The organism is Niabella aurantiaca DSM 17617 (genome assembly GCF_000374125.1).
Classification (GTDB): domain Bacteria; phylum Bacteroidota; class Bacteroidia; order Chitinophagales; family Chitinophagaceae; genus Niabella; species Niabella aurantiaca.
Genome location: NZ_KB893628.1, coordinates 126,099 through 150,921 on the forward strand (window position 1 = coordinate 126,099; position 24,823 = coordinate 150,921).

Genomic DNA, 24,823 nt, shown 5'->3' on the forward strand with positions numbered 1-24,823 from the left:
CAATTTTATTTTAAATGAATCAATGTGTTTGGCACAATTTCTTTTTTACTTCTCGACACGGGTATCTTATCGCCGTTTTCCAAAACCAGGTATCCGCCATCCACTTTGACCCAACTCCTGATATAGGCTTTATTGACAAGGTGCGACTGGTGGCAGCGCACAAACCCATAATCCGCCAGCAGCTCTTCATATTCAAAAATGGGATGCGATACGGTGATCTTCGTTCCGTCGTTTAAAAAGAAAAAGGTATAAACATTCGACGATTCACAACGGATGATCTCCTTCGGGTGCACAAACCGCGTTTCCTTAACCGTTGGCAATGCCAGCTTATGTGCAGAACGTTCTTCCCGGTTGCGGATCAGCTGCAGCAGGTTTTCCAGCTCGCGGTTTTGCATTTTTTCGCTGATGCGGCGTTCCGCCTTGTGCACAGCGGTTTTCAGCTCCTCTATATTCAGCGGTTTGAGCAGATAATCTACCGCAGAAAATTTAATGGCCTGGATGCCGTACTGATCAAAGGCCGTGATCAGTATGATCTCAAAAGAATGGATGGCAAGCTCCTGCAGCATCCGGAACCCGTTCTTTCCCGGCATCTGTATGTCCAGGAAAACGAGATCGGGGTTCAGTTTTTTTATCAATAAGGCCCCGTCGTCTGCATTCATTGCCATGCCGGCGATGGTTACCTGCGGGCAATAGCGGCGCAGCAACCCTTCCAGGTTATCAATATTATTGCGTTCATCATCGATCATTACCGCCCGGATCATAATAGCCAGTTTTTAAAATATATTCTTGCTGTGGTCCCCTTTTCATCTTTATCAAAAGAGAGCGCTATCTGCTGCAGCGGGAGGGTTTTATTCAGCAGCAGTATCCGGTCTCTGGTCAGCTTCAGGCCAAAGCCTCCCGTTTGCGCTCCTGCATCAAACCCCTTCCCGTTGTCGGTCACCGTTACAACCAGATCATCGTTTTCTTTTTTAAAGTTAATTTGCAATACTCCTTTTTCCTGCAAGGCCCCAATACCGTGTTTAACGGCGTTCTCCACGAGCGGCTGCAGCAACAGCGCCGGTACTTCAACCGCATTGCCATCGATCGCCTCATCCACGCTTATGTTATACCTGAATCCAAAGCGCAGTTGTTCCAGGTTCAGGTACTTTTGGAGTATCGCGGTTTCATGGGTGATACTAATCATTTCCCGGTCGCTCCCCTTCAGCGATTCGCGCATCAGGGTACTGAACTCCGACAGGTACTGATGGGCCCCGGCCGTATCATTCTTTGTGATCAATCCCTGTATAGAGCTCAATGCATTGAATACAAAATGGGGGTTAAACTGCGAGCGGATGGATTTTAATTCCGTGGAAACCCGTTGCTTTTGTAATGCCGCTGCTCTTAGTTTTTTATGCTGCAGCCGGTTTATATAAAGGATGATCAGAAAAGCAAGCGCGATCATAACCGCGGTACCCATGAGTACTTTGAACCAAAGGGCCTGGTACCAGGCAGGTTTGATCATGAAAGTATAAGCGCTGACTGTTTGCCGTTGAAAGGCATAACGTAATAGCAGCTGGTAGTCCCCGGGCTTTAGCTGCTGCAGCCAGATGATATTGGGATCAAAATTATTGCTCCTCCAGCCACTGCTGTCTTTTTGGTTATGCACGAGGTTGTACTCCACCAGCGTTTCAGATTTTACTTTGTCTTTCAGGTAAAAGAACAGATCCCTGTCAAACGACGAAAATGTCTTCTGCAGATGCAGCAGACTATCGGGCGGTCTTGTTTTTATATCGCCATAATAGGTAGACCGGGGCTGTTGAAAATCATATTTCCACTGGTATTTATATACCTCAAAAAACGATTTCATTGCTCCTGAAGTAAAGGTGGCGATCACTTGGGGACTTCGCTTTGCCCAGAATGCGGTAACGGCACTGAGGGATTCCGGATCTTTTACGTTTTTTACTTCTACGATGATGTCATTTCCTACTGAAGCATTAAACGCTCCCAGGTAGGCCATCTCTTTGTATTCCACACCTGAAGCTGAAAAATGCCCGTACATATACACCGGGCTAAAAAAGCGGATGGGCTGCCACGGAACCAGGACCGTTGTTTTACCGGAAAGCACCCTGAACCGAAAGTCATTTTTATTTTCCGGCGTAATTCCATAGGCGGTTACAATAATTGAAGAAGAATCAAAAAGCGGCACGATCCCGTTTCCCAAAAAACCAAATGAAAGCATATACTTCCTACCGTCTCCATATGCTTTAACAAAAGCATCGCCTTCCTTAAACTTTTCCTTTCGGTTCAGCGCTGTAAAGGGATATACATTTTTGGAATGAAAAATAGCCAGGGTAATTTCCCCTGCCGGGCCCGGGTTCCGGTTTAAGGAGCTTGTATTTTCAAGATAGTCATAGTTTTCTCTTATTTTTTCACCCTTCAGAGGGGCTTTAAATAAAGCGTCCTGGGAGTCGGTCATTATTTGCTGACAAAAGCAATGAATGGATAACAGCCATGCAATAACCGTATATAGAGCGTATCGGTTCAATTCCTTTTCTTTAATCTTTCAGTAATTTATTTAACTGCTCATAAACATCATCCGGCCGTGCTGCATGTCTGTCGATAAGGTTTCCTTTTTTATCCATTATAACATAATGCGGTACGCTGTTTATATGAAATGCCTCCTCCGCTTGCTTCATTAGTCGTTCATTCAGAAAATAATGCTCCCCTGCGATGTCTAATTCTTCCCGGGCCTTTTTCCAGTTCCGCTCCAGATCATGATATCCGCCCAGGTATAAAAATACGATATCCTTTCCGGCCAGTTTTTCTTTTAAACGTTCTGCCACAGGAAAATCGCCCCTGCAGGGAACGCACCAACTTGCCCAGAAATCAATATACAGCACTTTGCCCTTATACTTATTAAAAATCTGCGTTAAAGAGGTTAGTGTATCCATAGGCATTGCCGCCGGGGGTTGGGTAAATTCCTGCCGGAGTGCATCCACTTCTTTTATGAGGTTTTTGTTCTGTACTGTTGTAATATATTTTTTATATACCGGCAGGTATACGCTGTCATCCGCCTTTTTCAGCCAGGCCATGAGCCGGGTTAGCTGAATATCCCGGGTGCTGTTCTTAAGGGTGTGGGTAATATACCCGAAGTACGTTTGAGGGGTGAAGGGCTTGCCGGTCCTGGCAAATGCCTCATTTATATAAGCATCAACAACATCGTTATACTCCAGGGTATGTAATGCGGCGAACTCATCATCAAACCCCTGTTCAAATAATTGTTTTGGCAGGGCCGGGTGAAGCGTGTCAGAACGGTCCACATTCTCTACAAGGGTTCTTTCGTAGGGTTCATACCGGTATTTTGAGCGCAGCCATTTGTAATAGAGATCGCTCATTTTATGTGTTTCCCGGTATTGATCCAGCAGGCCGGTCCTTTCTGCTGCCTTTTGCTTCCGCAGTAACAAGGCGCTGTCTGCGCGCTTGTTACTTACGGCTTTCCAATACACAGCATCGCGCGGGTCACTTTCTGCAGCATATGCCGTATAATTAAAATCATCCGCATTTTCGTTTATGGCGGTCAGTGGGGCGGTTTTAGAAAAATCTGCGATCACGTCAATGTTGTTTCCGCTAATCAGGTCAAAAAACTGGTACCCCTTTGGGGTTTCAATGAGCCAGGTATTGATCTCGTTTTCGGGCAACACAATGCTAAAACGATTGTGTTCATCAATGCGGGCCTTATACTTCCTGTCGCGCCAGCTCCGGGTGTTATTGGTAAACCCACCCGGCTCTTTAAACAGGATCACGCTGTCGCGGGCATTTATTACCGTTCCTTTTATGGTTACCTGGCTGTAAGCAGCAGCCGGTATCAGCAAAATGATGATGAGGCATAATCTTTTCATTTTTCAAAGAAAAGCTGCTCTCACGGCTTTTTTTAGCGGCATTTTGAATACGGATGCACTGATTTTGAATACGGCACGGGGCAATATGTACCCCTGATCCAAAGCATGCTGTATCTGAATACTTTTTTGTAATCGATTACATTTTTTTGTATATTCGGGCAACTTTTTACAAAACCGTTTGCCATGCATTCAAGACGAAAATTTATTGCCCACTCCTCCGTATTGGCACTGGGAGGGCTGGCCTTGCAATCTTTTAATACAAAGAACTTTTCCCGCGTTAACAGCGCAGCAGCCGATCAGATCCGGATCGGTGCTATCGGCATTAACGGCATGGGCTGGGCCGATACGGTGTCCATGCTCAAAAACCCGGGTGTAACGCTGGCCGCGCTTTGTGATGTGGACCAGAATGTGCTGGACAAGCGGATGAAGGATCTTTCAAAAATGAACATCAACACCGCAGAGATAAAAACGTATAAAGACTACCGTTCATTGCTGGACCGAAAAGATATTGATGCGGTGATCATCGGCACACCGGACCACTGGCATGCGCTGATCATGATCCACGCTGTGCAGGCGGGTAAAGATGTATACGTGGAGAAACCGGTGGGCAACTCCATTGCCGAATGCCGGGCCATGGTTGCGGCCCAGGAAAAATACAATACGGTTGTACAGGCCGGGCAATGGCAACGCAGCCAGCAGCATTTCCGGGATGCGGTGGACTTTATCCGCACCGGTCAGCTGGGCAATATCCGAACGGTGAAAGTATGGTGCTACCAGGGCTGGATGAAGCCGGGTCCAAAAGTAGCCGACAGCGCGCCTCCTGCGGGAGTGGATTACAAACAATGGCTGGGGCCGGCAAAGACAAGGCCGTTCAATTCCAGCCGGTTCCATTTTAACTTCCGCTGGTTCTGGGACTATGCCGGCGGACTGATGACCGACTGGGGCGTGCATCTGATGGATTACGCTATTTTTGGTATGGATGCCCCCGTTCCCAAAACGGTATCGGCACTGGGCGGCGATTTTGCCTACCCAGAGCTTTACCAGGAAACCCCCGATACCCTGGCCGCTCTTTATGAATTTGACAATTTTAACCTGATCTGGGATCATGCTATGGGCATTGATAACGGTCTTTTCGGAAAAGATCATGGCATCGCCTTTATCGGTAATAATGCCACGCTGGAGCTGGACCGCGGCGGATGGGAAGTGCTGGAGGAGAAACGCAGCAGCAAAAAAGTAAGCATGGCCCGTAAAGGTCCTTCGGATAACGGCCTCGACAAGCATACAGAAAATTTCATCAACGCGGTCCGCTCCCGCAGGTTCAGCGATCTGAACTGCCCCATTCAGACCGGTGCGCATATCGCCACCGTTTGCCAGATGGGCAATATCGCCTATCGCAGCCAGTCGAAAGTTACCTGGGACAAAACCCGTAACCGGTTTACCGACAGTAAACTGAATGCCGAATATTTTATGGCCCCTTATCACAACGGGTACAGCCTGCCCCGGGTCTAAATCGCCTTTCGCTGCTGGCCCGCTGTTTTTTCATCACCCGCGTAAAGCAGAGCAATCTGTGAATCTGCGGCGCATGACTTAAATTTGCGGCCATGGCAATGACGTGGAACAATTGTTTTTCTTCAAAAAGATACGGGATCGATAAGGCTTCCAAAGACATCCGGAGCGATTTTGAGCGGGACTGGGACCGCATCATCTTTTCCAGTCCTTTCAGAAGACTGCAGAACAAAACGCAGGTCTTTCCCCTGCCGGAGGAGATCTTCGTACATAACCGGCTGACGCATTCACTGGAAGTGGCCAGCGTGGGCCGTTCTTTGGGGGGGCTGATCGGTGAAAAGATCGCCACGCTGCCGGATGTGGAAAAGGACCCCGAGGCCGTTACTTTTTATACAAGCGACCTCAAATACGTTATTGCTGCAGCCTGCCTGGCCCATGATATGGGCAATCCCGCTTTTGGACATTCGGGGGAAGAAGCCATTTCAAAATACTTCAAAAAAAGAGACCGGTCTGCCCGGCCGGAAGATACCGCCTTTAAGCAATTGTTCAGCCCTGCAGAATGGAAGGACCTGATCACCTTTGAAGGGAATGCCAATGCCCTCCGGATTCTTACCATGAAGCAGAACGGGCGGATGAAGGGCGGGTTCCGGCTTACCTACAGCACACTGGGTTCCATCATCAAGTACCCCTGCGAATCGCTCGCCTCTTTAAAAGGTGTCCTTCACCGGAAAAAATACGGATACTTTAAGATTGATGAAGACGTATTCCTGGAAATAACCGGGGAGCTGAACATGATCCGCAATGAGAACGCCGGCCCGGACACCGTTTACGAACGTCATCCTTTTGTGTTCCTCGTTGAAGCAGCGGATGATATCTGCTATAATATCATCGATTTTGAAGATGCCCACCGGCTGGGTATCCTGAGCTACGACACGGTACGGGAGCAGTTCTTATCCATTATTGCCGCAGACCCTACTGCCCGGATGGACTCGGTTGAGCGGGTTGCGGATGACCTGAGCGGGGATCCCAACGAATCCATTGCTTATTTACGGGCGAAATCGATCGGCACACTGATCTATAAATGCACCGGCGTGTTTTGGGACCACCGGGAGGCCATCCTGGCCGGAAACTTTGACAAAAGCCTGATCGACGCGATCCCCGGATTGGAAGCACCGCTGAAAACAATTGCCGATATCTCCCGGCAGAAGATCTACAACGCCCGTAAGGTAGTGGAACTGGAGATCGCCGGTTTCCGCATTATGTCAGGACTGGTAGAAGATTTTGTTACGGCGGCATTGACAACGGCAGATCTGCGCGAAAAAGAACATCAGAAAATACTGGAGCTGCTGCCCCGGCAATATGTCTTTGATGAAGCGGGCAGCCCCTATACCAAAGTGATGCATATCCTCGATTTTATTTCCGGCATGACGGATGTGTACGCCCTGAAGCTATACCGGAAGCTGCGGGGAATTGAAATGTAGCCCTCCCGTCAAAAAATGAATCCACTCCTTACCGGTCCGGGGTACAGATGCCGCAAGGTATGCATGTTGTAAAGCAGTCCTCATATAACAGATATCTTTAAAGGGTCTGCAATCAGCGGCACAAAACCGGTAAAACGACCGGCAGGACTACATTTCAGGGGTTCTTACATTAAGATGCCGCCGCAATTTTTTTTGACCACCTTATGAAGTCGCCCGGTAATTGATCGGACTTATCGAATAAACAGCGGCACTCGTCGAATTCCCTCATGCTGCTTTTCCAATCCATTTACTTTTGCGAAAGATTAACATCAAACAGGGATGTTTAACTATTGAAGGCTGTTTTATGAAATACCGGCAGCCACCGGGAATGAAACAATCAGCACTGTTTACACCAGGCAGCGTTGATGCTTATGATCGGGATAGTTTGCAGCTAAAACGAGGACCAAACATCAGGACGCTGATGATTTCCTACTCTCCTTTTGATTTGTTATGGCAGTCTTGAGGATCATCCTACCCGGATGTTCGTGATCATAGAATGCCGCCCGGCTTATACCCTCCAAACAAACATTTGGATCCGGAGCGGATCAGTGTGCAACTATGAGCAGGATCATCACAGATCCCAAACACCGGAGAAACCGGTACCCTGAGCAGTTAAAGGCGATGGCTCTCTTGAAAACTTTTACAGCCTTTAAAAAGACGTATGGTCTGCCCCGGCAGGAATTCGTAACAACGGTTCATGGCTGTGGTCACAGGCAATACAGTGACGGCTTCGGAGATGTTCTTCGCAGCGGTCAAAACAGTTCAAAAAAGACTGGCCTGTACAGGTATGCCCTTACCGCACCCCTGTACTGCCGTCAACAACCGGTTCAAATATTTCAATCATTATAAAACTGAATTTGAAAATGACACAAAGAAAAATTACAGCAGCATTATCAGCTATCTTCTGCATGATGCTCCTGGGGTTCTCCCCCTCCACAGTACAGGCCCAGTGCACGAACTGCGGCAATTCTTACCTGAAGGTTACAGATTGGAAAAGCATTGAGTATGACAATATGCTGAGTACGTTCCATAGCAGCATCACCCGCCAGGCAGACGGCCGGGTACTGGTTTGGGGAGAGCATAGCAAGAGCAATGGATCCGGTAATAACCTGGTGCCGGCGGAGCTCAACAATGCAAATTACTCGGGCCTTACCGGAAATATATTAAAATTCGCTGCAGGAAGTAACAGCCAGGACGATGTACAGTTTGTTGTGCTTACTACAGACGGACTTTACGCCTGGGGTGATGAAGGTGTGCTGATCAGCGGCAGTATTACCAGCAGCAATTCTTTTCAGAAGATCACTTCTCCCAGCCTGCCGGTAGCGCCCGAGCAGGTGAAAATGCTGTTTGGTACATATCAGACCCTGGCGCTGTTGACCTGTACCGGAAATGTATGGGTACTTTCACAAAATCAAAACATGCGCGGCGACAACGGCGGTGGTTCCAGCACCTGGCATCAGGTAACCCAGTCGACCAGCGGAAACCCGGCGCTCAGCAATGTGGTAGCGGTTAGAGGTGCTCCCGGTGGTCTTATAGCGCTGAAAGAGGACGGAACCGTATGGACCTGGGGGGATGTGACATACCTTGGTGACGGAAGCAATGATAATGACCGCAGCCGGGCAACACAAATGACCCTGACCAAACCCCAGGGTGGTGGTAATATTGTGCCGAAGATGATCGGGATGACCGGTGCTACCAACTTCAGCAGCTATTATATCCTGGGCCAGGATGGCTATGTGTACAGCCTGGGTTCTAACAGCCAGCGGCAATTGGGCGACCGGACCACAAATGAACGGGAAGAGTGGGTACGGGTAAAATCGGGCTCCGGTAATAATTATCTCAGCGATATCGCCTGGATCAGCCCCAACGAGCATGATAACTACGGACGCGCCGCGGTAAACGCCATCACCAGCCTGGGCAAGGTATGGGCCTGGGGCAATAACGAGCGGAACATGCTTGGATTTTCAGACGACGACGAGAATTATGATCCCTCAACGCCTCCGGGCGGCCTTACCGGCAACTACGAGGTGGTAGCGGTTGAAACCGGGGGACACACTTCCATGGTGGTTAAAAAATGCAGTGGCCAGTTTGGTTATGTAGGACACAGAGTGCACGGCAGCATGGCGGATGATTCCAATGATAACGAGGATGAGCCAACATATAACTTCTCTGCAACATCAGTAATGGATATCTGCGCCGCCAGCTCCGGTGCTGCTACGCTGTTCCCGCCCCAGGGCACCGTGCATGTAGGCGACCAAATACAGCTGGATTATACACCCGCCGGCGGAACCTTTACAGTAGACGGTCCGGCTACCATATCCCAGACCGGCCTGCTGACCGTTACCGGAAAGAGCACGGGCATTAAAGTGACCTATACTTATAGTGGCGGCGATTGTGGTTCCACTTCTTCCGAGATCGTTATCAGCGCCAATGACATCTTCCTGCCGGCCTCATTCGACAAGGTAAGCGCATCTATACGGGGCAACCAGCTTTACGTAAACTTTACCACGCTTACAGAACAGAACAACAGCCATTTTGAAATAGAAGCGTCTGCAGATGGCAAAGAATTTGTAAAAATAGGCGAGGTAAAAAGCAAGGCAGAAAATGGCTATTCCAACGTACCGCTCAGCTATGAGTTCAGCCTGAGCCAGAGCAGCGCCACCAGCATGCTGGGTATCTCTATTGCCCTGCTGGGCTTTGTAGCCCTGCTGGTGAATCGCAGGAACAAATGGATGCTGATGCTCACCATCATGCTGGGTACCGGCATCTTTGGAATTTCGTCCTGTAAAAAACAGGATGCCGCCTCCATCGATAACAGCCAAAAATTGTTCATCCGTGTAAAAGAAGTAACCAAGAACGGCGGAACCAGCGACAGCAAAGTCATACAGGCCGTAAAAGAATAAAATACGGTAAACATAAAAGCGCGGTCTTCGATCGCAAACAAAAACCCCCGGTGAGAAATCCCCGGGGGTTTTTGTTGTTTCAGAACACATCAGCACCCGCAGCGCCCCTGCGGAAGACATCGTAAAAAAAGATGCAAATTCAGGATGAAAACATTTTCATCCCAGGAAGAACAGGGTTGCCGGGAGAGGGGATTGCCCTCTCCGGAAGTATCATTCAGAAGCAGCCGTATAAAAATGTCTTTTGCAACAAAGTTGCATAAAATAAAAATAAATGGTAGCTTTGTCACCGGTGCTTCATAAGCGGACCCAGCATCCGCGGCGTCCCCTGCGGGAGACGATGCGGGAAATAAAATTCATACGATGAAAGAAAACAGATCTTTTGATGCAATCATCATCGGCGGCAGCTACGCAGGACTTTCCGCAGCCATGGCGCTGGGCCGGTCCTTAAAAAAAGTATTGATCCTGGATGGTGAAAAGCCCTGCAATGCCACCACCCCATATTCTCACAACTTTCTCACCCAGGATGGAAAGCCCCCGGCAGCTATTGCGGCACTGGCCCGGCAGCAGGTGGCATGCTATGATACCGCATTGCTGCTCACAGATCCGGCAATCCGGGCGATCGCCTCCTCCAGTCATTTTACCATCGAAACCCTTTCAGGAGCGGTATTTGAAGGCCGGAAACTGATCTTTGCCACAGGCATCAAAGACCTGCTGCCGGACATCAAAGGCCTGGCGGATTGCTGGGGTAAATCCGTGATCCACTGCCCCTATTGCCACGGCTACGAGTACCGGAACCGGAAAACAGGTATCCTGGCAAATGGCTCCGCGGCCCTGCACCTGGCGAAGCTGGTACACAACCTGACGAAAGATCTGACCCTGCTGACCAATGGGGAGCCAGAGTTTACGGATGAAGAATGGCATCAGCTGCAAACCCATCATATTGCCGTACGACAAACCGGCATCCGTGAAGTAGCGCATACCGGGGGGCAGATACATCGCGTTATTTTCAACGATTACAGCACCCTGTTATTGGATGCCCTGTATGCCCGGGTGCCTTTTGTGCAACACTCAAACCTGCCGGCCACACTTGGATGTGCGCTTACCGAGCAGGGATACATCCAGGTAGACGCCTTTCAAAAAACGACGGTGCCCGGTGTCTTTGCCTGCGGCGATGCGGTGTCTCCGATGCGCTCAGTAGCGAGTGCCGTAGCCGGAGGCAATCTGGCGGGAGCCATGGTCAATAATGACCTTTCGCAGGAAAACTTTATGATCCCGGCATGAGATCGCACCATCGGCAGCGTCCCCTGCGGGAAAGAGCTCCTGATCATTCGTTGACCCACAGTACCCAATGCCGGTCAAACCGGTACCATTTACCATCGGAGCCCTGCCATTTCCATTCCGGAACTTCTTCCCATTTTTCCCCGGTTGCAGACCACACCAGTTTACCGGCATGGATCTTCAACCACTTTCCGTCTTTATCCATCCAGGCTCCGCCTTCAACAGCAGCCCATTGCTTACCATCGGTGCTCCACCAGAGTTTGGCTTTCTTATCGATCTTATACCAGTAGGTTGTACCATCCTTTACACCCGGCCAGGCCTGGTTCGTTACTTTTTTCCATTCGGTTTTTTTTGAGCAGGATGCCGGAGGTATTTCATTTCCTGCTTTCAGGTCATTTGACAATGCACTGTTTATCATAAAACAGGCAGCGATCAGTATTGCTTTTTTCATATTCTTTTTTTAAATGGATCACTGTTTGATAAAGGGTTGTACAATGGCGATCACGTCGTTGTATGTCAGGGGTTCGTCAAAGCTTTCCGACGCCGCATTGCTGCTTACAAAGGCGGTAAGATCAATTCCTGCCTGGGTGGTGACTTCTTCCCCGTTGTAGCTCTTCTGTACCGCGTCATCATTGATCCCCCCGGGATTCTTTCCGGTGATCCAGGGTTTAATGGCAGCGTCATTGGTCCGTGCGCGCCGCATCTGGCGTATATGTGATGCATGCCGCGCTTCCACCGAATGAATGTTCAGCGCTGCCGTAAGTACGGTATTATTGGTCATCAGCACACCGGCCTGTCCCTTGTAGGCCCGCACGCCGGTATCCTCAAAGGTCTGTGCTACCGCCAGCAATACATCGTAGTTCGTAAATACGTTTGCAAAATGTCCGCCGGCGGTAAAATCAAAGGCAGGTTTGGACACCGGAGTTGCACCCAATTGCTTGATGACCGCTGTTAAAAATGCTACGTGCTGGTTCTCATGATCCCGGATCGTGGTCAGGGCCCCGGCAGGCGCTCCGGCAGGTATGATACCCGAAGCCACGGCTTTTGTATAAAATGCCGCCTCCAGGTATTCCAGTGTAAGGGCATACTGTAAGACCCCTGTGACGTCGGATGGAGCCGACTGGCCGTATGCTTTATTTAAAAGGCCACCCAGGGCCAGGGGTACTGCCGCCAACGCTAATTTTCCTCCGATTCCGGAAAAACTGCGGATGGCTTTACGGCGGGAGCTGAGTCGGTCATAAATATCCGGGTCCGCTTTTTCAATGCTGCTGAATAGTTGATGCAGGTTCATACTGTTTCGTTTTTAAAATGAATGATCAGGATTTGGGTAAATTTCCTCCCCACAGTTTCGAGGCAAGAAAGGACTGTGCAATCATTAATACGTCGGCCGGCGCTTTTGCCTGGTCCATACCATTGGCGTCTATAATGGTATTGTCTGCAAAAGAACCGTTGCTGATAAGATCGCGGATGCAGGCGGCATGCCGGGCCTCTACCGAAACGATCTTCCCTGCCAGCAGCAGATAATTTTTATCATCAATCAATGCCCCTGCGCCGTTGTATGCTGCCACGCCCAGGTCTTCAAACGCTTTTGCGGTTGCCAGGACCGAATCCCTTTTGCCAAAATCGATCGCAGAAAAATTCACGTTTAATGCGGGTATTGCTGCGGCACCAAGCGCTTTCTTAAAGAACTCCCGGTGCGCTACTTCATGATCCCGGATGTCGGTAAGGAATGCTGTTTCGGTGGCTGTGATCCCCGAAAAAGGAGATTGTGCAACCCTGGTATAAAAAGCAGCTTCCAGTTGCTCCAGCGCATAGGCATAGTTCAGGATGCCGGTATCGCCTTTCCCAAGGTCAATGGCGCCGGGAGGTACCGTGCCGGTCATGCCGTCATCATCCCTGTTACAGGAAGCAATAGCGGTAAGCCCTAAACCGCCAATACCGAGTACGGAGAGAAATTTTTTCCGGCTGACTGTTTTTTTGTGTGCCGCTTCTTCAAAAGGAAGCTCCGGCTGTAAACGGATGGAGTTATCATTTTTCATATCTGTATTTTTTTTAGATGTTACAGAAAGGCCTTTCAATACTGATATATACGCACGCTTTTATAAACCGGATTGCATTCGTTACAATTATTTTTCGGGGGCCGGGGTTTGCCAGGCAGGGGAGGGCATTGCAAAAAGGAGCTGTATTGCTACAGCTCCCGTTTCTGAAGATTGATTACTTGAATCTAACAGGATAGATACGTATCCGGAAAGAAACTGGTTTTATATAGTCCCTGTTTTTTATCCGGGTATTTTTCCTATGGCCTGCAACTGGTCAAGAGAAGGAGCAGGACTACCTCCTGATTTTTCCAGCGTGATCGCAAATGCTTCTGCATTTTCTATGTTCTTCAGGACACATACGGTTGCACAATCACCGATAACCCCCGCGTCAACCGGCGTTCCGTTCACCAATGCCCATAGCTGGTATTGTTTATTCGGAGGGGGAGCAGGAAGTGCCTTTAACGTCAATCGTACTTCTTTATTTTTTTTGTTCCAGATAACCACCGCTTTCGTAGTGGCGGTTTCTTTAATCCCCGTTAGCGCGATCTTCAGGGAAGACGGGTCTGAAAAGAACTGTAAACTGGAATCCAGTGCTGCCGCACGTGTTTGCAGCATTTCACCTTTTGCATACAGCATGCTGCGCTGCAGGGCCAGATCCTTATTTTCTCTTTCCAGTGTTCTTACCTTTTGATACGCATAAATATTATAGGCTATGCTGACAATGAGCAGCACCGCAGCCGCGGCCACAAGCGGTTTTGAAAATGCGGTCACGCTGCCTTTGCGGGGTGCAGCAACCGGAACCATTTGCGGTGTAAGCTTTAATTGTTTAAACAGTTGGTCCTTCATATCCCCTGCTACAGGAATGGCGTTCTTCCGCGCAGCCTGTTCCAGTTCCTGCTCAAAATCCAGTATCGCAGCATTCACTTCCGGATGGAGTACACGCATCTGTTCCAGCTCCGCAGCTTCTTCGGGCCCGGCCACACCCAGCACATAGCTTTCAATAATCCCGCTTTTTATGTATTCCTGAATGTTCACCTTTACTTAATAAATTTTCTTAATTCGATTAGTGCGGAACGGAGCCTTGTTTTTACGGTGCCCATCGGCAGTCCGGTTGCTTCTGCAATATTACTATGGCTCATCCCTTCGAAATACGCCAGTTCAAGCACCTGCCGGAGCTCCTCTTTCAGGTGGTGTACGGCCGCCCTTAACCCAATTGCATCAATGTTCAGGCCCGTTGTTGCAGGAATGGCTTGCTCCCGCTCAGATAGTTCCCTGTTCTGAAGAGCATTTTTCCAGCTGCGGCTGCGCAACTTATCGATCGCCGTATTTCTTGCTATCGATACCAGCCATGTAAACAAACGCCCCTTCGACGGATCATATGCGTGTACCTGGTTCCATATCTTTATAAAACATTCCTGCAATACATCCAGGGCATGCTGCTCATCGGAAACAAAGCTACGGATGATCCCGTTCAGTGAATCCGCATAATGGTCATACAGGTAGCCGAATGCCTCCTCACTCCGCTGTTTCAAAAGTATAACCAGCTCATCTTCAGAGTATGTTTGTTGTCTATTCAAGTATTTCAGTCATCAGATATACAATATACGGAATAAACAAAAGATTGGTTTTGTATTTTAAAAAACGTCGCCGTTTTTTGCGCAAATAACCGCCTTGTGTTCCCATACTGCTCCGATATACGGTACGAAGGAATGATATTTATTTGTCATTCTGTTTTGCCGGTCCGGCATTCTCTTTTAATTTTACATTCTGTATTAGGAATGCCATCCTAGCTCAGTTGGTAGAGCAGCTGTTTCGTAAATAGCAGGTCGTGGGTTCGAGTCCCATGGTTGGCTCATAAGATGTACAGCAGGCAACAGTCTGCTGATCTATGGCAGATCCGGACAGTAAAAAATGGATCGGTGCTTTTGAGGATATTGGATCTCCTGCAGATCAAACACAGAAACCCACACACGCATCAGCGAAAACGACCCCATAATCACTAAAAAATCACCCGCAGATCGCTGCATATAGTTGCCAGACCCGCATTATTTAAAATTTCTCGACGGGAACAATTCCCCTTGTACTGCTTTTTGCACGATATCCTTTTCCTTTCCGGAAGGAGGGGTTACGCCCATATAGGAGGTTACCGGAAGCCGGAGCCCGGGCGCGCCCGGTGTGCCGGCCTCTTTCAACAGTGCATTCATATTATAACAGCGCTGTACCACAATATGGATCACTTCGCCTTCTTTCTGTAATTTTCCGGATACCATCAGCAGCTTTGCCTGCAGGATCTCCCTGCGGTATTGCTCAAATACCCGGTGAAAGACCACCAGGTTGGCAATGCCTGTTTCATCCTCCACTGTAATAAAACAAATCCCCGTTGCCGTTTGTGGCCGCTGCCGTACCAATACCAATCCGGCCACACGTACAAAACTGCCGGCCGGCCACTGCTCCAGCATGCGGGCAGGCGCAACATTCCGTTGCTGCAACTGCGGACGTGTAAAGCTTACCGGATGTGCTTTCAAAGACAAAGTGGTACTGCTATAATCCTGCAGCACCTGCTCCGCCGGGCTCAGCTCCGGCAGCTGCACGGCGGGTTCCGTTGCACTCTCAGAAGGCTGCCCCTCAAATGCCCCGGTGGGTTTGTCTGCCAGGGCCGCTACTTCCCAAAGGGCCTGCCGGCGGTCCAGCCCCAGCGAGCGGAAGGCATCGGCATCTGCAAGATGTTCCAGCGCCGTTTGCGATATTCCTGCATCCGATAACTGAACAATACTGCAGTAGGGATTTGTTCTCTTTTCGATCAGCAACTGCATTTCTTCCTCCTTCAGCCCCTTCACCTGCCGGAATCCCAGCCGTACCGGGCAATACCGCCCGTTTTTCCCCTCAAGGGTATTGTCCCAACAGGAGTGGTTCACATCGGCGGGAAGTACTTCCACACCGTGCTTCCGGGCATCGATCACGATCTGTGCCGGACGGTAAAAACCCATGGGCTGACTGTTGAGCAAGGCACAGCAAAAAACATCCGGGTAATGATACTTGATCCAGGAGGAGATATATACCAGCAGGGCAAAACTGGCGGCATGACTTTCCGGGAAACCATAGCTTCCAAATCCTTCCAGCTGTTTAAATACCCGCTCAGCAAAGTCCTTTTCATACCCCTTTTTCACCATGCCGTCTACCAGTTTGGTACGCCATCTTGTTACCTGGCCCGAAGCTTTAAAGGTAGCCATGCTCCGGCGCAGGCCATCTGCTTCCGCGGGTGTAAATCCGGCCCCAACAATAGCGATCTCCATGGCCTGCTCCTGGAAGAGCGGAACACCCCTTGTCCGCTTTAATATCTCTCTTAACTCATTAGAAGGATAGACCTCTTTCTCTTCGCCATTGCGCCGGCGCAGATAGGGATGCACCATATTGCCCTGTATGGGCCCGGGGCGTACAATGGCCACTTCAATCACCAGGTCGTAAAATTCTTTAGGTCGCAACCGGGGCAGCATCGACATCTGCGCCCGGCTTTCGATCTGGAATACCCCGATAGTATCGGCCCGGCTGATCATCTTGTATACTTCCGGATCACCTTGTGGAACAGTAGCCAGCGTCAGCGCAAGCCCATGATGATTTTTGATCCCGTCAAATCCTTTGCGGAGGCAGGTGAGCATCCCCAGGGCCAGCACATCTACTTTTAAGAATTTAAGCGCTTCGATATCTTCTTTATTCCATTCGATACAGGTGCGGCCTTCCATACGCGCATTCAGGATCGGGCAGAGGTCTGATAATTTATCCTGCGTGATCACAAAGCCCCCGGTATGCTGCCCCAGCTGCCGGGGGAAACCGATGTATTGCCGGGTGAGCTCCAGCGTTTTCAACAGATGCGGGTCATGTGCGGTAAACCCTCCGCTCGACTTCCACTTTCCCTCTGCCCAGTCCTGTGTAAATTCATACTCCGATTTTGCCAGGTGGTCCACCGCATCGGCCGATAATCCCATCACCTTGGCCACATCCCGCACTGCACCCTTCCAGTGCACCTGCGTTACAGTGGCCACAATGCCCGCCCGGTCGCGCCCGTACTTGTCATAAATATATTGCATCACTTCCTCGCGCCGCTCATGCTCAAAATCTACATCAATATCCGGTGGTTCATCCCTTTCATCCGACATAAAGCGGGCAAAGAGCAGTTTAATTTCCGCCGGGTTCACCGACGTAATGCCCAGGCAATAGCAAACCACCGAGTTGGCCGCAGAGCCCCGGCCCTGGCAAAGGATCTCCCTGCTGCGTGCAAAACGTACCAGGTCATAAACAGTCAGGAAATAGGGCGCATAATTTTTACGCGCCATAAATGCCAGTTCTTCCTTAATAGCAATGTGGATCTCTTCCCGTTTCTCCGGCATCATCTCAGCTTTGTCAAATTTTTCCTTTGCGCCCTTCCAAACCAGGTATTCCAGCTCCTGCTGCGGTGTGCGCCCCTCCGTCGTAAGTTCTTCGGGGTATACATAGCTGAGCATCCCCAGGGAGAACTGACAGGCTGCCGCTATTTCCTGTGTACGGGCGATCGCATCGGGATACTGCCGGAACAAGCGCTGCATTTCCTTTTCATCCTTCAAATGCCGCTCTGCGTTCTGGCAGAGCCGGTAACCGGCCGTTTGTATGGTACATTTTTCGCGGATGCAGGTCAGCACATCCTGCAATTCCCTTCCTGCCGCTTCATGATAATGCACATCATTGGTGGCTACCATCGGAACACCGTACCGTTCCGCCAGTTGCGCCAGCCTGAACAGTTTCTTCGCGTCATTGCCCTGGTAGGTACATACCGCCCCCAGGTACAGTTGCTGTCCCAACGCTTTCCTGTATTCCTTTACGGCATCTTTAAATCCCTGGTCCAGGTCAAAGGATGCATTTAATTCCGGCGGAGGCACCACAATAAACTTCATGCCTTTTGCATACCGGTACACATCGGCCTTATACAACACAGATTTTCCTTTCTCCGTACGCAGGTTCCCTTCCGTTAACAAAGCCGATAGCCGGCTGTATGCCTCCTTATCGGTTGGATAGGTCAACAGGCTGGGACCATCCGCAAGGTCCAGCCGGCAGGCAGGTATGATCCGCAGGGCCGTGTTCTTTGCCGCAGCATAAGCACGTACCACTCCTGCCAGGGTATTGCGGTCGGTGATGGCAAGGGCCGTATACTTCAGTTCAATAGCCTGTTTTACCAGCTCCTCGGGATGCGATCCGCCCCGCAGAAAACTAAAGTTGGTCGTAACCTGTAATTCGGTGTAGTGCATCAATGTCTTTTTATGCAAAGAATCCGTGAAGAAACCATTGTGGTTTTTCCGCTCCGTAATGACCTGCCCGGAACAGCCAGTACCGGCTGCCTTCCTCATCTTCCACCACATAGTAATCGCGTACCTGGTTCTGCTCCAGCCACCATTCCTGTTCAATACGTTCCGGGCCATCTGCTTTTGCTATGTTGTGCACCTTTCCCCGGTAGCGGAAGAGGAGGGGCGGATAATCCGGTATCGGTGCTGCAACAATGACCGGTTCGGGTTTTGGCAACAGGTATACCGGCCGTGGCCGGTCGCTGCGCCAGGCGGTTACGGCTTTTTCAAACAGGCCTGCCGGCATAAAAGAGCGTTCGGGCCAGTAATGTTCGGCCGGCAGGTACCGCTTTATGGCGGCATCTCCCATCCGGCCGGCGATCCGGTCCAGCAAACCCGCCAGCTCCGTACCGGTATCTGTGCCCCCCAGGGTATTCCAGATAGCTTCCTGCCGGCCCGAAAGCGCTTCCACAGCCGGGGCCTCCAGCGTAAACATTTCTATGCCCATCCCCGGGACTATTGTTGTGATCTTCGGTTCAAACAGCTTCAGCAGATGCGCCGTATTGCGTACCGGCCGGTTGGTACCAATAAAAATTTCCTGTGATCCTCCATCCACGGTATCGATCTTAAAAACAGCAGAGCGTAATCCCTTGCCAGCCTGCTGAAGGCCGTGGCAAAGCTGTTGCAGCAACGTTTCCAATGCAATATCAATGGCCGTCCGGGTATGCACCGGCTCTGCACAGGGTAGCTGTTCTCTGAAAACGGGCGCAGGCTGCAGGGGTAGGGGTCGCTCCTGTAAATGGCCCAGCGCCTGTGCGATGCGTGTTAACAGCTCCTGCCCGAAACGCCGGCGTAAAACCGTCGCGGGCATCGAAATAAAGCTGCCGATATGGTTAAAACCCAGCTTTTGCAGCCGCTCCTGCACCGGCGGTTCCAGGCGCAGCGCTGCAGGTGGCAGCAGTTGCAACGCCTCCTGTTGCTGTTGCGGGGCCACTATCAGATCCTTTCCTCCAAAACGGGCCATTGCCCATGCTGCACCCACCGTATCGGCAATGGCTGCCCTTGAGTGGTAGCCGTTTTTCTTTAATGATCCGGTAATGGCATCCAGGTAGGGCGGCTCTCCACCCCATAAATGCGGACAGCCGCTGATGTCCAACACGATCCCCTCCGGCGGGTCTGCCGAAGCAACAGGCGTAAAACGGAGACACCACTCAGCCAGCCCTTTCAGCAGCCGCTCTTCGGTTGCCGGTTTGTAATGGAACAACCGCAGTTCCGGAAGCATGGCGCTTGCATCGGCCGCTACCATGCCGCGTACGATCCCTTTTTTTACGGCCAGCGGGCCGGCGGCCTTTACCACCAGCCGGCCCCGCTCCGGTACCACTACAATAAAAGGGATCTTCCCCAGCTCCGGCCGGAGACGCAATAACCTGTCTGAAAGAAGCGCAGGCAACCATATGGATAAATACCGGCCCATCCTATACTGCTTTTTTAACAGGAATGGTTATTTCAGGAGCATGGTCTGTACGCACGCAGAATCCCTGGTGCGTCCACTGCACCCGCCAGACACCGGGTTTTCCGTTGCGTATTTTACATAGTTCCACGTTCCAGCCCGGAAAGCCCACGCCCGGCAGACCCTCCGGAGGGTCACTGGTAAGGGGGCTGATCCGCCAGCGGGATACACAGGCCAGGTTTCCTGTTATGCAATTGGTCCGGTGATGGATAAAACCGGTAACCCGGCTTTTTTCTACAGCCAGCTGCAGCCGGCGCGATGCGGTAAAGGTCAGTTCGCGCACTTCTCCCACAACAGCGGCAAGGCTTTCGCATTTGAGCCCCTCCTCAATGGTCCAAAGCGCTTTCCGGTTATCCGGCGCTTCCACAAAAATGACCTGGTCCGGCACTACGCCAAAGCTGCTCAACGCCGGTGGAAAAATATTCCGGTGCCCGCTTACCCAAAGACAGGAACCGCCCCGAAGGAGCGTGCCCAATATCCCGGCTATAAAACCGGCAGTGGCCGCAGCTTCTTCCGCTGTGCTACTAAGTAATTCATGCACAGCACCTACGGGAAATGCCCCGTGTGGAAACGATTGATTGATGATGCCCAGACCGGGATCCGGGAGCGCTGCATCCAGCGGAGCACGCAATCCCTGCAACTGCAGCAGCTCCTCCTGCAGTTGCTGAAACCGGATCTTATTGAACAGCGTCTTTGTCATAACCGAGCTGCGGGCAGCTACTGCTAAGGTACATCAAAATACTAATATATTTAGTAAGTGGTTGCTAAATATATTTGCTGTTGCTTTGGGGTAACATTTTTTGCCCCGGATGGATATAATAAAAGAAACCAATATTTAAGACAATGAAAACAAAACTTACCCTTTGCCTAATCTTATTTGCAGCGCAAACCGGTTTTGCGCAGAGCAATAACTCGCGGATTGCAGCCGGATCCGGAATGCCTTCCCGGATCTCCATGAATGTTACGGTTCCCAAACAGCAACACCGGACCGCAGCTGCGGACAGCACCCGCAATCCTTTATACGAACAGGGCGGAACTTCAGGGGAGAATCCTTTGTTTGAAGGAATTATTCAACCGGCACAACACAAAGGCAACCAGCCGAAAAACAGGAAGAATCCTATAAAAAGAGCGCCGGCCGAAAAACGTCACAGCGGCTTAAGAGATGTGGTAAAGACACAGGTATAGCTGCAGCTTACAGCAAGATCCGTTGCGCGGCCGGAACGGTTGCAATATGCGGCATCCGGCCGGCCCGGTATTGACGGTACAGTCCGGGGATCGCATCCGCACTGTCTGCAATAAACGGGCCATGCGCCACGATCTTCTCATGTAACGGCGCTCCGGCATAAAGTACCAGCCGTGCTTTTCCTTCCTTTGCAGCGATCTTTAATGTGCTGGGCGCGGCCTCTTCAAACAGGTCCAGCCATCCCACCTGTTTCTTATGCAGCAGCTGCTCATCTGCGCCCGCTATAATCGCACCTTCCAGCATATACACAAATGTGTTGTATTGCGCCGGAATATCCAGTAATGCGGTGGCACCTGCTTCCAGCGAAATATCGGCCACGATCAGCGGCACATAATTGTGCACCGGCGCTGTAAGCCCGTTCAGCGAACCGCTGTACAACCGGATATGCACACCCTTCTTATCGAGTACCGGTACATGGTTCAGCGGCAGGTCCTGAACCCTGGGGGCAGCATTCCTGTTCTTGCGGGGCAGGTTCAGCCACAGCTGCAGGAGCCGCAGCCGCAGAGGCCGGTCAATAGTTTCCGTGTGTACCACACCACTGCCTGCAGTCATCAGCTGAAAATCCCCACTGTGCATTTTGTAGGCCTCATCACCGATCTCTCCTTCCAGGAGCAGCGACACGGTTTCAAAGCCTGCGTGCGGATGTGCTCCACCCGAGGGGTTGGTATCCTTCTTATCCAGTACATCATCCATCAGGAAGATAAAGGGATCGGAAGCTGTAAAATCAGCCCCTACCAGCTGTCGGGCCATATGTCCCGCGCCCAGAAACCCCGGGCGGGCCTCCGGGGTTTCTGTTCTTATGATCTTTCTTTCGGTTTTCATCACAGGGTCTTTTATGCAGGAACAGCTACAGCCTGTTTTACCAGCTCCAGCTCACTCTGGATCTTCACTTCTTCACCCAAAGCAATGCCGCCCGTTTCCAATACGGAATTGAAATTGATGCCCCACTGGCTGCGCTCTATTTTACCCGTTACAAAGAAACCGGCCCGTTCGCCGCCCCAGGGATCTTTTGTTGTGCCATTGTGCTCCACTTTCAGCTGCACCGGGTGGGAAATCCCTTTGAGGGTCAGATTCCCTTTTAATGTAAAGGTATCCGCATCCTCCTGTGTGATGTCCGTAGAAACAAAAGTCAGTTCGGGATAGGTTTCTGCTTCAAAAAAATCCGCATTGCGCAGGTGCGCGTCCCGCTGTTCATTATTGGTTGATACGGAATCCATGCGGGCCGTAAGTCTTACCTGTGCTTTGCTGAAATCATCGCCGGGCGTAGTTACTTCTACCTGAAAATCGCGGAAAGAGCCCGTTACATTGCTGATCATTAAATGCCGGATCTTAAAACCCAATTCACTGTGCGTAGGATCCGATAGCCATTTTGTTTGTTCCATAATTTATTTTTTTGTTTCGGATACAAAGGTATTGCAGCCTGCTTACAAAAGGTAAGCACTTAACAAAAGGTAAGTACTATACAACGGGTAAGTGCCCGTATCTTTGCCATAGAAACGCATACCGATATGGCAAAAATAAATAGCTGCTCCGCCGATCTTTCGCCTGAGCAATGCAGCGCAAACCTGCTGGCAGTAGGAGATGCGCTGTATGCGATCGGCGGTAAATGGAAGCTCCGGATCATCATAGCCCTGAAGTCGGGCAGCAAACGCTTTAATGAGCTGCAACGGTCCATCGGCGGCATCTCGGCCAAAGCACTTGCAGCCGAACTGAAAGACCTGGAGCTGAATGGCTTTGTACACCGGCGGGTGTTTACCGGCAGCCCTGTAGTGATCAGTTACGCGCTGACCGAATACGCCGGTACCCTGGGCAACGTACTGGATGCACTTGCGGCATGGGGATCCATGCACCGCGAAACCATTAAGAAAAGCATGCGAAAAAATAAACGCGTGGCCTTATAAGCGCCATCCGGCGCGTCGTTGTTCTTTTGGACTTATAAACGGGTAGAAGCCCGTTCTTGCCGGATCTTCGAGGCTATGCCTCTTTTGCTAAAATGATCGTTGAACCCCGTTTGTTACAGATGGCGGCTACAACAAAGCCCAAAGTAGCGGCGATAAAAAGCCCGTACCTTTTTGTGACGATAAGGATGCTCCTGAATCATTTCGAAAACAGTTTCTAAGAAGCCGGATCTTCTTTGCTGCTTTCCTGCCATCAGCAGACGGTGATGCATGCAGGACATTACCGGCCATTTCCACACCATTGCCTGCTCCGCTACTATGAACCACCTGATGCCGGTCCGATTAAACCACCAACAGCATTCGTTAAACCAAATACCTTATTGATCAATTGCCGGCGCCAATCGCCCGGAAGGCCTGCTACTTTTGACCTGTAAACATTCTGCAACTCTTAACACAAAACAAAATGAAAACAAAAAACGCAACGATAGCATTGAAACAAATGCTTTATGCAGCCCTCGGCCTGGTGATAAGTGCAGGCATCACCTCTTGCCATAAAAACGATTTTCCCATTAAAACAGGTGGCAAAGTTTTTAAGACCGAACTCTTTAAAATGAACCTGCAGCAGCAACTGGCCGGTGCCCGGGGCTTCCAGTTCCTCATCATGCAAAATGGCCGGGTGGCCGAAAAAGCGGAATCCGGCATTGGCAGCACGCCGGCTGCGGGAGATATGCCAGCAAACGTAGACGCTTATGTAAACATTGCAAGCGTTACCAAAACCCTTACTGCCATAACCACCATTAAGCTTCTTGAAAAACGTAAACTGGGCATCAATACAAAGATCGGCATGTGGCTGCCGAAGTCCTGGGCTCAGCACGAGGATATAAAAAACCTCACTTTTAAAGACCTGCTTACCCATAGCTCCGGCATAAGGGGAAGCAACACCAGCTGGGACACGCTGAAAAAAGTAGTGAGCAGCCCCATAACCGCCCCTAAAAAACCGGCAAGCTATTCCAATATCAACTTTGCGCTGTTTCGTGCCATGCTGCCCAAGATCAACAACCCCGTGGCATTCGGGAACTGGGAGCTGGCCCTTTCTGAAAAAGATTTCGACTCCTGGATGAGCAAAGAATACATTGCCCTGGTTCAGGAATACGTTTTTGACAAAGCAGGGCTGGGGATCCGCAATTGTAAGCCGGTTGAAAATAAAACCTTCCAGATGCTCAATGAAGCGCCGGCCCGGCTGGAAGGCCGTTCGCACGGCGACTGGACCGAGCTCTGCGGCGGCGGCGGTTTTGTGCTGACCACCACTGACCTGGCCCGGATCATCGTATTTTTAACGCATACAGAAGAGCTCCTTTCAAAACAGCAAAAACAAATGATGGATAACGAGCGCCTGGGATGGAACGGGGTATTTGCGGTAACGGGCGGCACGGCCTATGGTCATGGCGGCGCTTTGTATGTGGACCGGAACGGGGTAAAAGGCCCACAGATAGGCGACATTGGGCTGCAAACACTCATCATCAAACTTCCCGCCAACGTTGAACTGGCTCTGAGCATCAATTCTGTGGGTGAAGGATGGCGCAATACGAACTCCATTGTAAAAGAAGCCTACAACGCTTCCTGGGTAGACGAATAACAGGAATATTAAAATCTTCGTAAACCACGGCCATAAGCACGCAACAAGGCGTTTGCAAATTGCAAATGCCTTGTTTGCATGAATAAGATCCGGGCGGCAACGC

Annotated in this window: 20 protein-coding genes and 1 tRNA gene; 8 read left to right on the plus strand and 13 right to left on the minus strand. The window is 50.6% G+C overall.

Annotated elements, in window-relative coordinates; translation table 11 throughout:
* Positions 1 to 5: 5 nt before the first annotated feature.
* The 3 genes from B160_RS0109600 to B160_RS30550 all read right to left on the minus strand — a co-directional run bounded on the left by B160_RS0109600 (position 6) and on the right by B160_RS30550 (position 3,878).
* A complete protein-coding gene (locus B160_RS0109600; RefSeq protein ID WP_018627698.1) occupies positions 6 to 761 on the minus strand; it encodes a LytR/AlgR family response regulator transcription factor in 756 nt (251 codons plus the stop codon).
* Positions 758 to 2,455: a sensor histidine kinase gene (locus B160_RS30545; protein WP_018627699.1), complete on the minus strand. Its 1,698-nt coding sequence runs from the start codon at positions 2,453 to 2,455 to the stop codon at positions 758 to 760. The genes B160_RS0109600 and B160_RS30545 overlap by 4 nt, the downstream gene beginning before the upstream one ends.
* Positions 2,456 to 2,534: 79 nt before the next feature.
* The gene (locus tag B160_RS30550; RefSeq protein WP_018627700.1) at positions 2,535 to 3,878 is read right to left on the minus strand and encodes a TlpA family protein disulfide reductase; all 1,344 of its coding nucleotides are present in this window, start codon (positions 3,876 to 3,878) and stop codon (positions 2,535 to 2,537) included.
* 183 nt (positions 3,879 to 4,061) lie between these two features.
* On the opposite strand from B160_RS30550, the gene B160_RS0109620 reads away from it, so the two are divergent.
* From B160_RS0109620 to B160_RS0109645, 4 genes are all read left to right on the plus strand, one after another.
* Entirely contained in the window at positions 4,062 to 5,387 is a 1,326-nt protein-coding gene (locus tag B160_RS0109620; protein ID WP_018627702.1) for a Gfo/Idh/MocA family protein, read from the plus strand.
* A gap of 92 nt (positions 5,388 to 5,479) precedes the next feature.
* A complete protein-coding gene (dgt, locus tag B160_RS0109625; protein ID WP_018627703.1) occupies positions 5,480 to 6,865 on the plus strand; it encodes a dGTP triphosphohydrolase in 1,386 nt (461 codons plus the stop codon).
* A 902-nt stretch (positions 6,866 to 7,767) separates the two neighbouring features.
* A complete protein-coding gene (locus B160_RS0109635) occupies positions 7,768 to 9,807 on the plus strand; it encodes an RCC1 domain-containing protein (protein ID WP_018627705.1) in 2,040 nt (679 codons plus the stop codon).
* Positions 9,808 to 10,167: 360 nt separating this feature from the next.
* Positions 10,168 to 11,088 carry an NAD(P)/FAD-dependent oxidoreductase gene (locus tag B160_RS0109645; protein ID WP_018627707.1) on the plus strand — a complete coding sequence of 307 codons (921 nt, stop codon included), beginning with the start codon at positions 10,168 to 10,170 and terminating at the stop codon, positions 11,086 to 11,088.
* Between the two features lie 43 nt (positions 11,089 to 11,131).
* Here the strand turns inward: B160_RS0109645 and B160_RS32100 are convergent, their stop codons facing one another.
* From B160_RS32100 to B160_RS0109670, 5 genes are all read right to left on the minus strand, one after another.
* On the minus strand, positions 11,132 to 11,536 hold the full coding sequence (locus tag B160_RS32100; protein ID WP_018627708.1) for a hypothetical protein: 405 nt from the start codon (positions 11,534 to 11,536) through the stop codon (positions 11,132 to 11,134).
* An 18-nt stretch (positions 11,537 to 11,554) separates the two neighbouring features.
* Positions 11,555 to 12,376 (minus strand): ferritin-like domain-containing protein, encoded by an 822-nt coding sequence (locus B160_RS0109655; protein ID WP_018627709.1) that lies wholly within the window; start codon positions 12,374 to 12,376, stop codon positions 11,555 to 11,557.
* Between the two features lie 25 nt (positions 12,377 to 12,401).
* The gene (locus B160_RS0109660) at positions 12,402 to 13,124 is read right to left on the minus strand and encodes a ferritin-like domain-containing protein (protein ID WP_040679684.1); all 723 of its coding nucleotides are present in this window, start codon (positions 13,122 to 13,124) and stop codon (positions 12,402 to 12,404) included.
* 240 nt (positions 13,125 to 13,364) lie between these two features.
* Positions 13,365 to 14,159, minus strand: coding sequence for an anti-sigma factor (locus B160_RS0109665; protein ID WP_018627711.1), 795 nt, complete (start codon positions 14,157 to 14,159; stop codon positions 13,365 to 13,367).
* Positions 14,160 to 14,161: 2 nt separating this feature from the next.
* A complete protein-coding gene (locus B160_RS0109670; protein WP_040679686.1) occupies positions 14,162 to 14,701 on the minus strand; it encodes an RNA polymerase sigma factor in 540 nt (179 codons plus the stop codon).
* A 203-nt stretch (positions 14,702 to 14,904) separates the two neighbouring features.
* Here B160_RS0109670 and B160_RS0109680 point away from each other — a divergent pair.
* A tRNA-Thr gene (locus tag B160_RS0109680) sits at positions 14,905 to 14,977 on the plus strand.
* Between the two features lie 192 nt (positions 14,978 to 15,169).
* Here B160_RS0109680 and B160_RS0109685 read toward each other — a convergent pair.
* From B160_RS0109685 to B160_RS0109695, 3 genes are read right to left on the minus strand one after another with little or no spacing between them, the layout of a single operon-like run.
* Positions 15,170 to 18,400: an error-prone DNA polymerase gene (locus B160_RS0109685; RefSeq protein ID WP_018627714.1), complete on the minus strand. Its 3,231-nt coding sequence runs from the start codon at positions 18,398 to 18,400 to the stop codon at positions 15,170 to 15,172.
* A 10-nt stretch (positions 18,401 to 18,410) separates the two neighbouring features.
* Entirely contained in the window at positions 18,411 to 19,907 is a 1,497-nt protein-coding gene (locus B160_RS0109690; protein WP_018627715.1) for a Y-family DNA polymerase, read from the minus strand.
* A 1-nt stretch (position 19,908) separates the two neighbouring features.
* Positions 19,909 to 20,643 (minus strand): ImuA family protein, encoded by a 735-nt coding sequence (locus tag B160_RS0109695; protein ID WP_018627716.1) that lies wholly within the window; start codon positions 20,641 to 20,643, stop codon positions 19,909 to 19,911.
* Between the two features lie 143 nt (positions 20,644 to 20,786).
* Between B160_RS0109695 and B160_RS0109700 the strand changes: the two genes are divergently transcribed.
* Positions 20,787 to 21,128: a hypothetical protein gene (locus B160_RS0109700; protein ID WP_018627717.1), complete on the plus strand. Its 342-nt coding sequence runs from the start codon at positions 20,787 to 20,789 to the stop codon at positions 21,126 to 21,128.
* Between the two features lie 7 nt (positions 21,129 to 21,135).
* Here the strand turns inward: B160_RS0109700 and B160_RS0109705 are convergent, their stop codons facing one another.
* On the minus strand, positions 21,136 to 22,008 hold the full coding sequence (locus B160_RS0109705; protein WP_018627718.1) for a pirin family protein: 873 nt from the start codon (positions 22,006 to 22,008) through the stop codon (positions 21,136 to 21,138).
* Positions 22,009 to 22,019: 11 nt separating this feature from the next.
* Positions 22,020 to 22,568 carry a YceI family protein gene (locus B160_RS0109710; protein WP_018627719.1) on the minus strand — a complete coding sequence of 183 codons (549 nt, stop codon included), beginning with the start codon at positions 22,566 to 22,568 and terminating at the stop codon, positions 22,020 to 22,022.
* A 126-nt stretch (positions 22,569 to 22,694) separates the two neighbouring features.
* On the opposite strand from B160_RS0109710, the gene B160_RS0109715 reads away from it, so the two are divergent.
* Positions 22,695 to 23,087, plus strand: coding sequence for a winged helix-turn-helix transcriptional regulator (locus tag B160_RS0109715; RefSeq protein WP_018627720.1), 393 nt, complete (start codon positions 22,695 to 22,697; stop codon positions 23,085 to 23,087).
* Positions 23,088 to 23,547: 460 nt separating this feature from the next.
* Positions 23,548 to 24,720 carry a serine hydrolase domain-containing protein gene (locus tag B160_RS0109725; RefSeq protein ID WP_018627722.1) on the plus strand — a complete coding sequence of 391 codons (1,173 nt, stop codon included), beginning with the start codon at positions 23,548 to 23,550 and terminating at the stop codon, positions 24,718 to 24,720.
* Positions 24,721 to 24,823 lie beyond the last annotated feature (103 nt).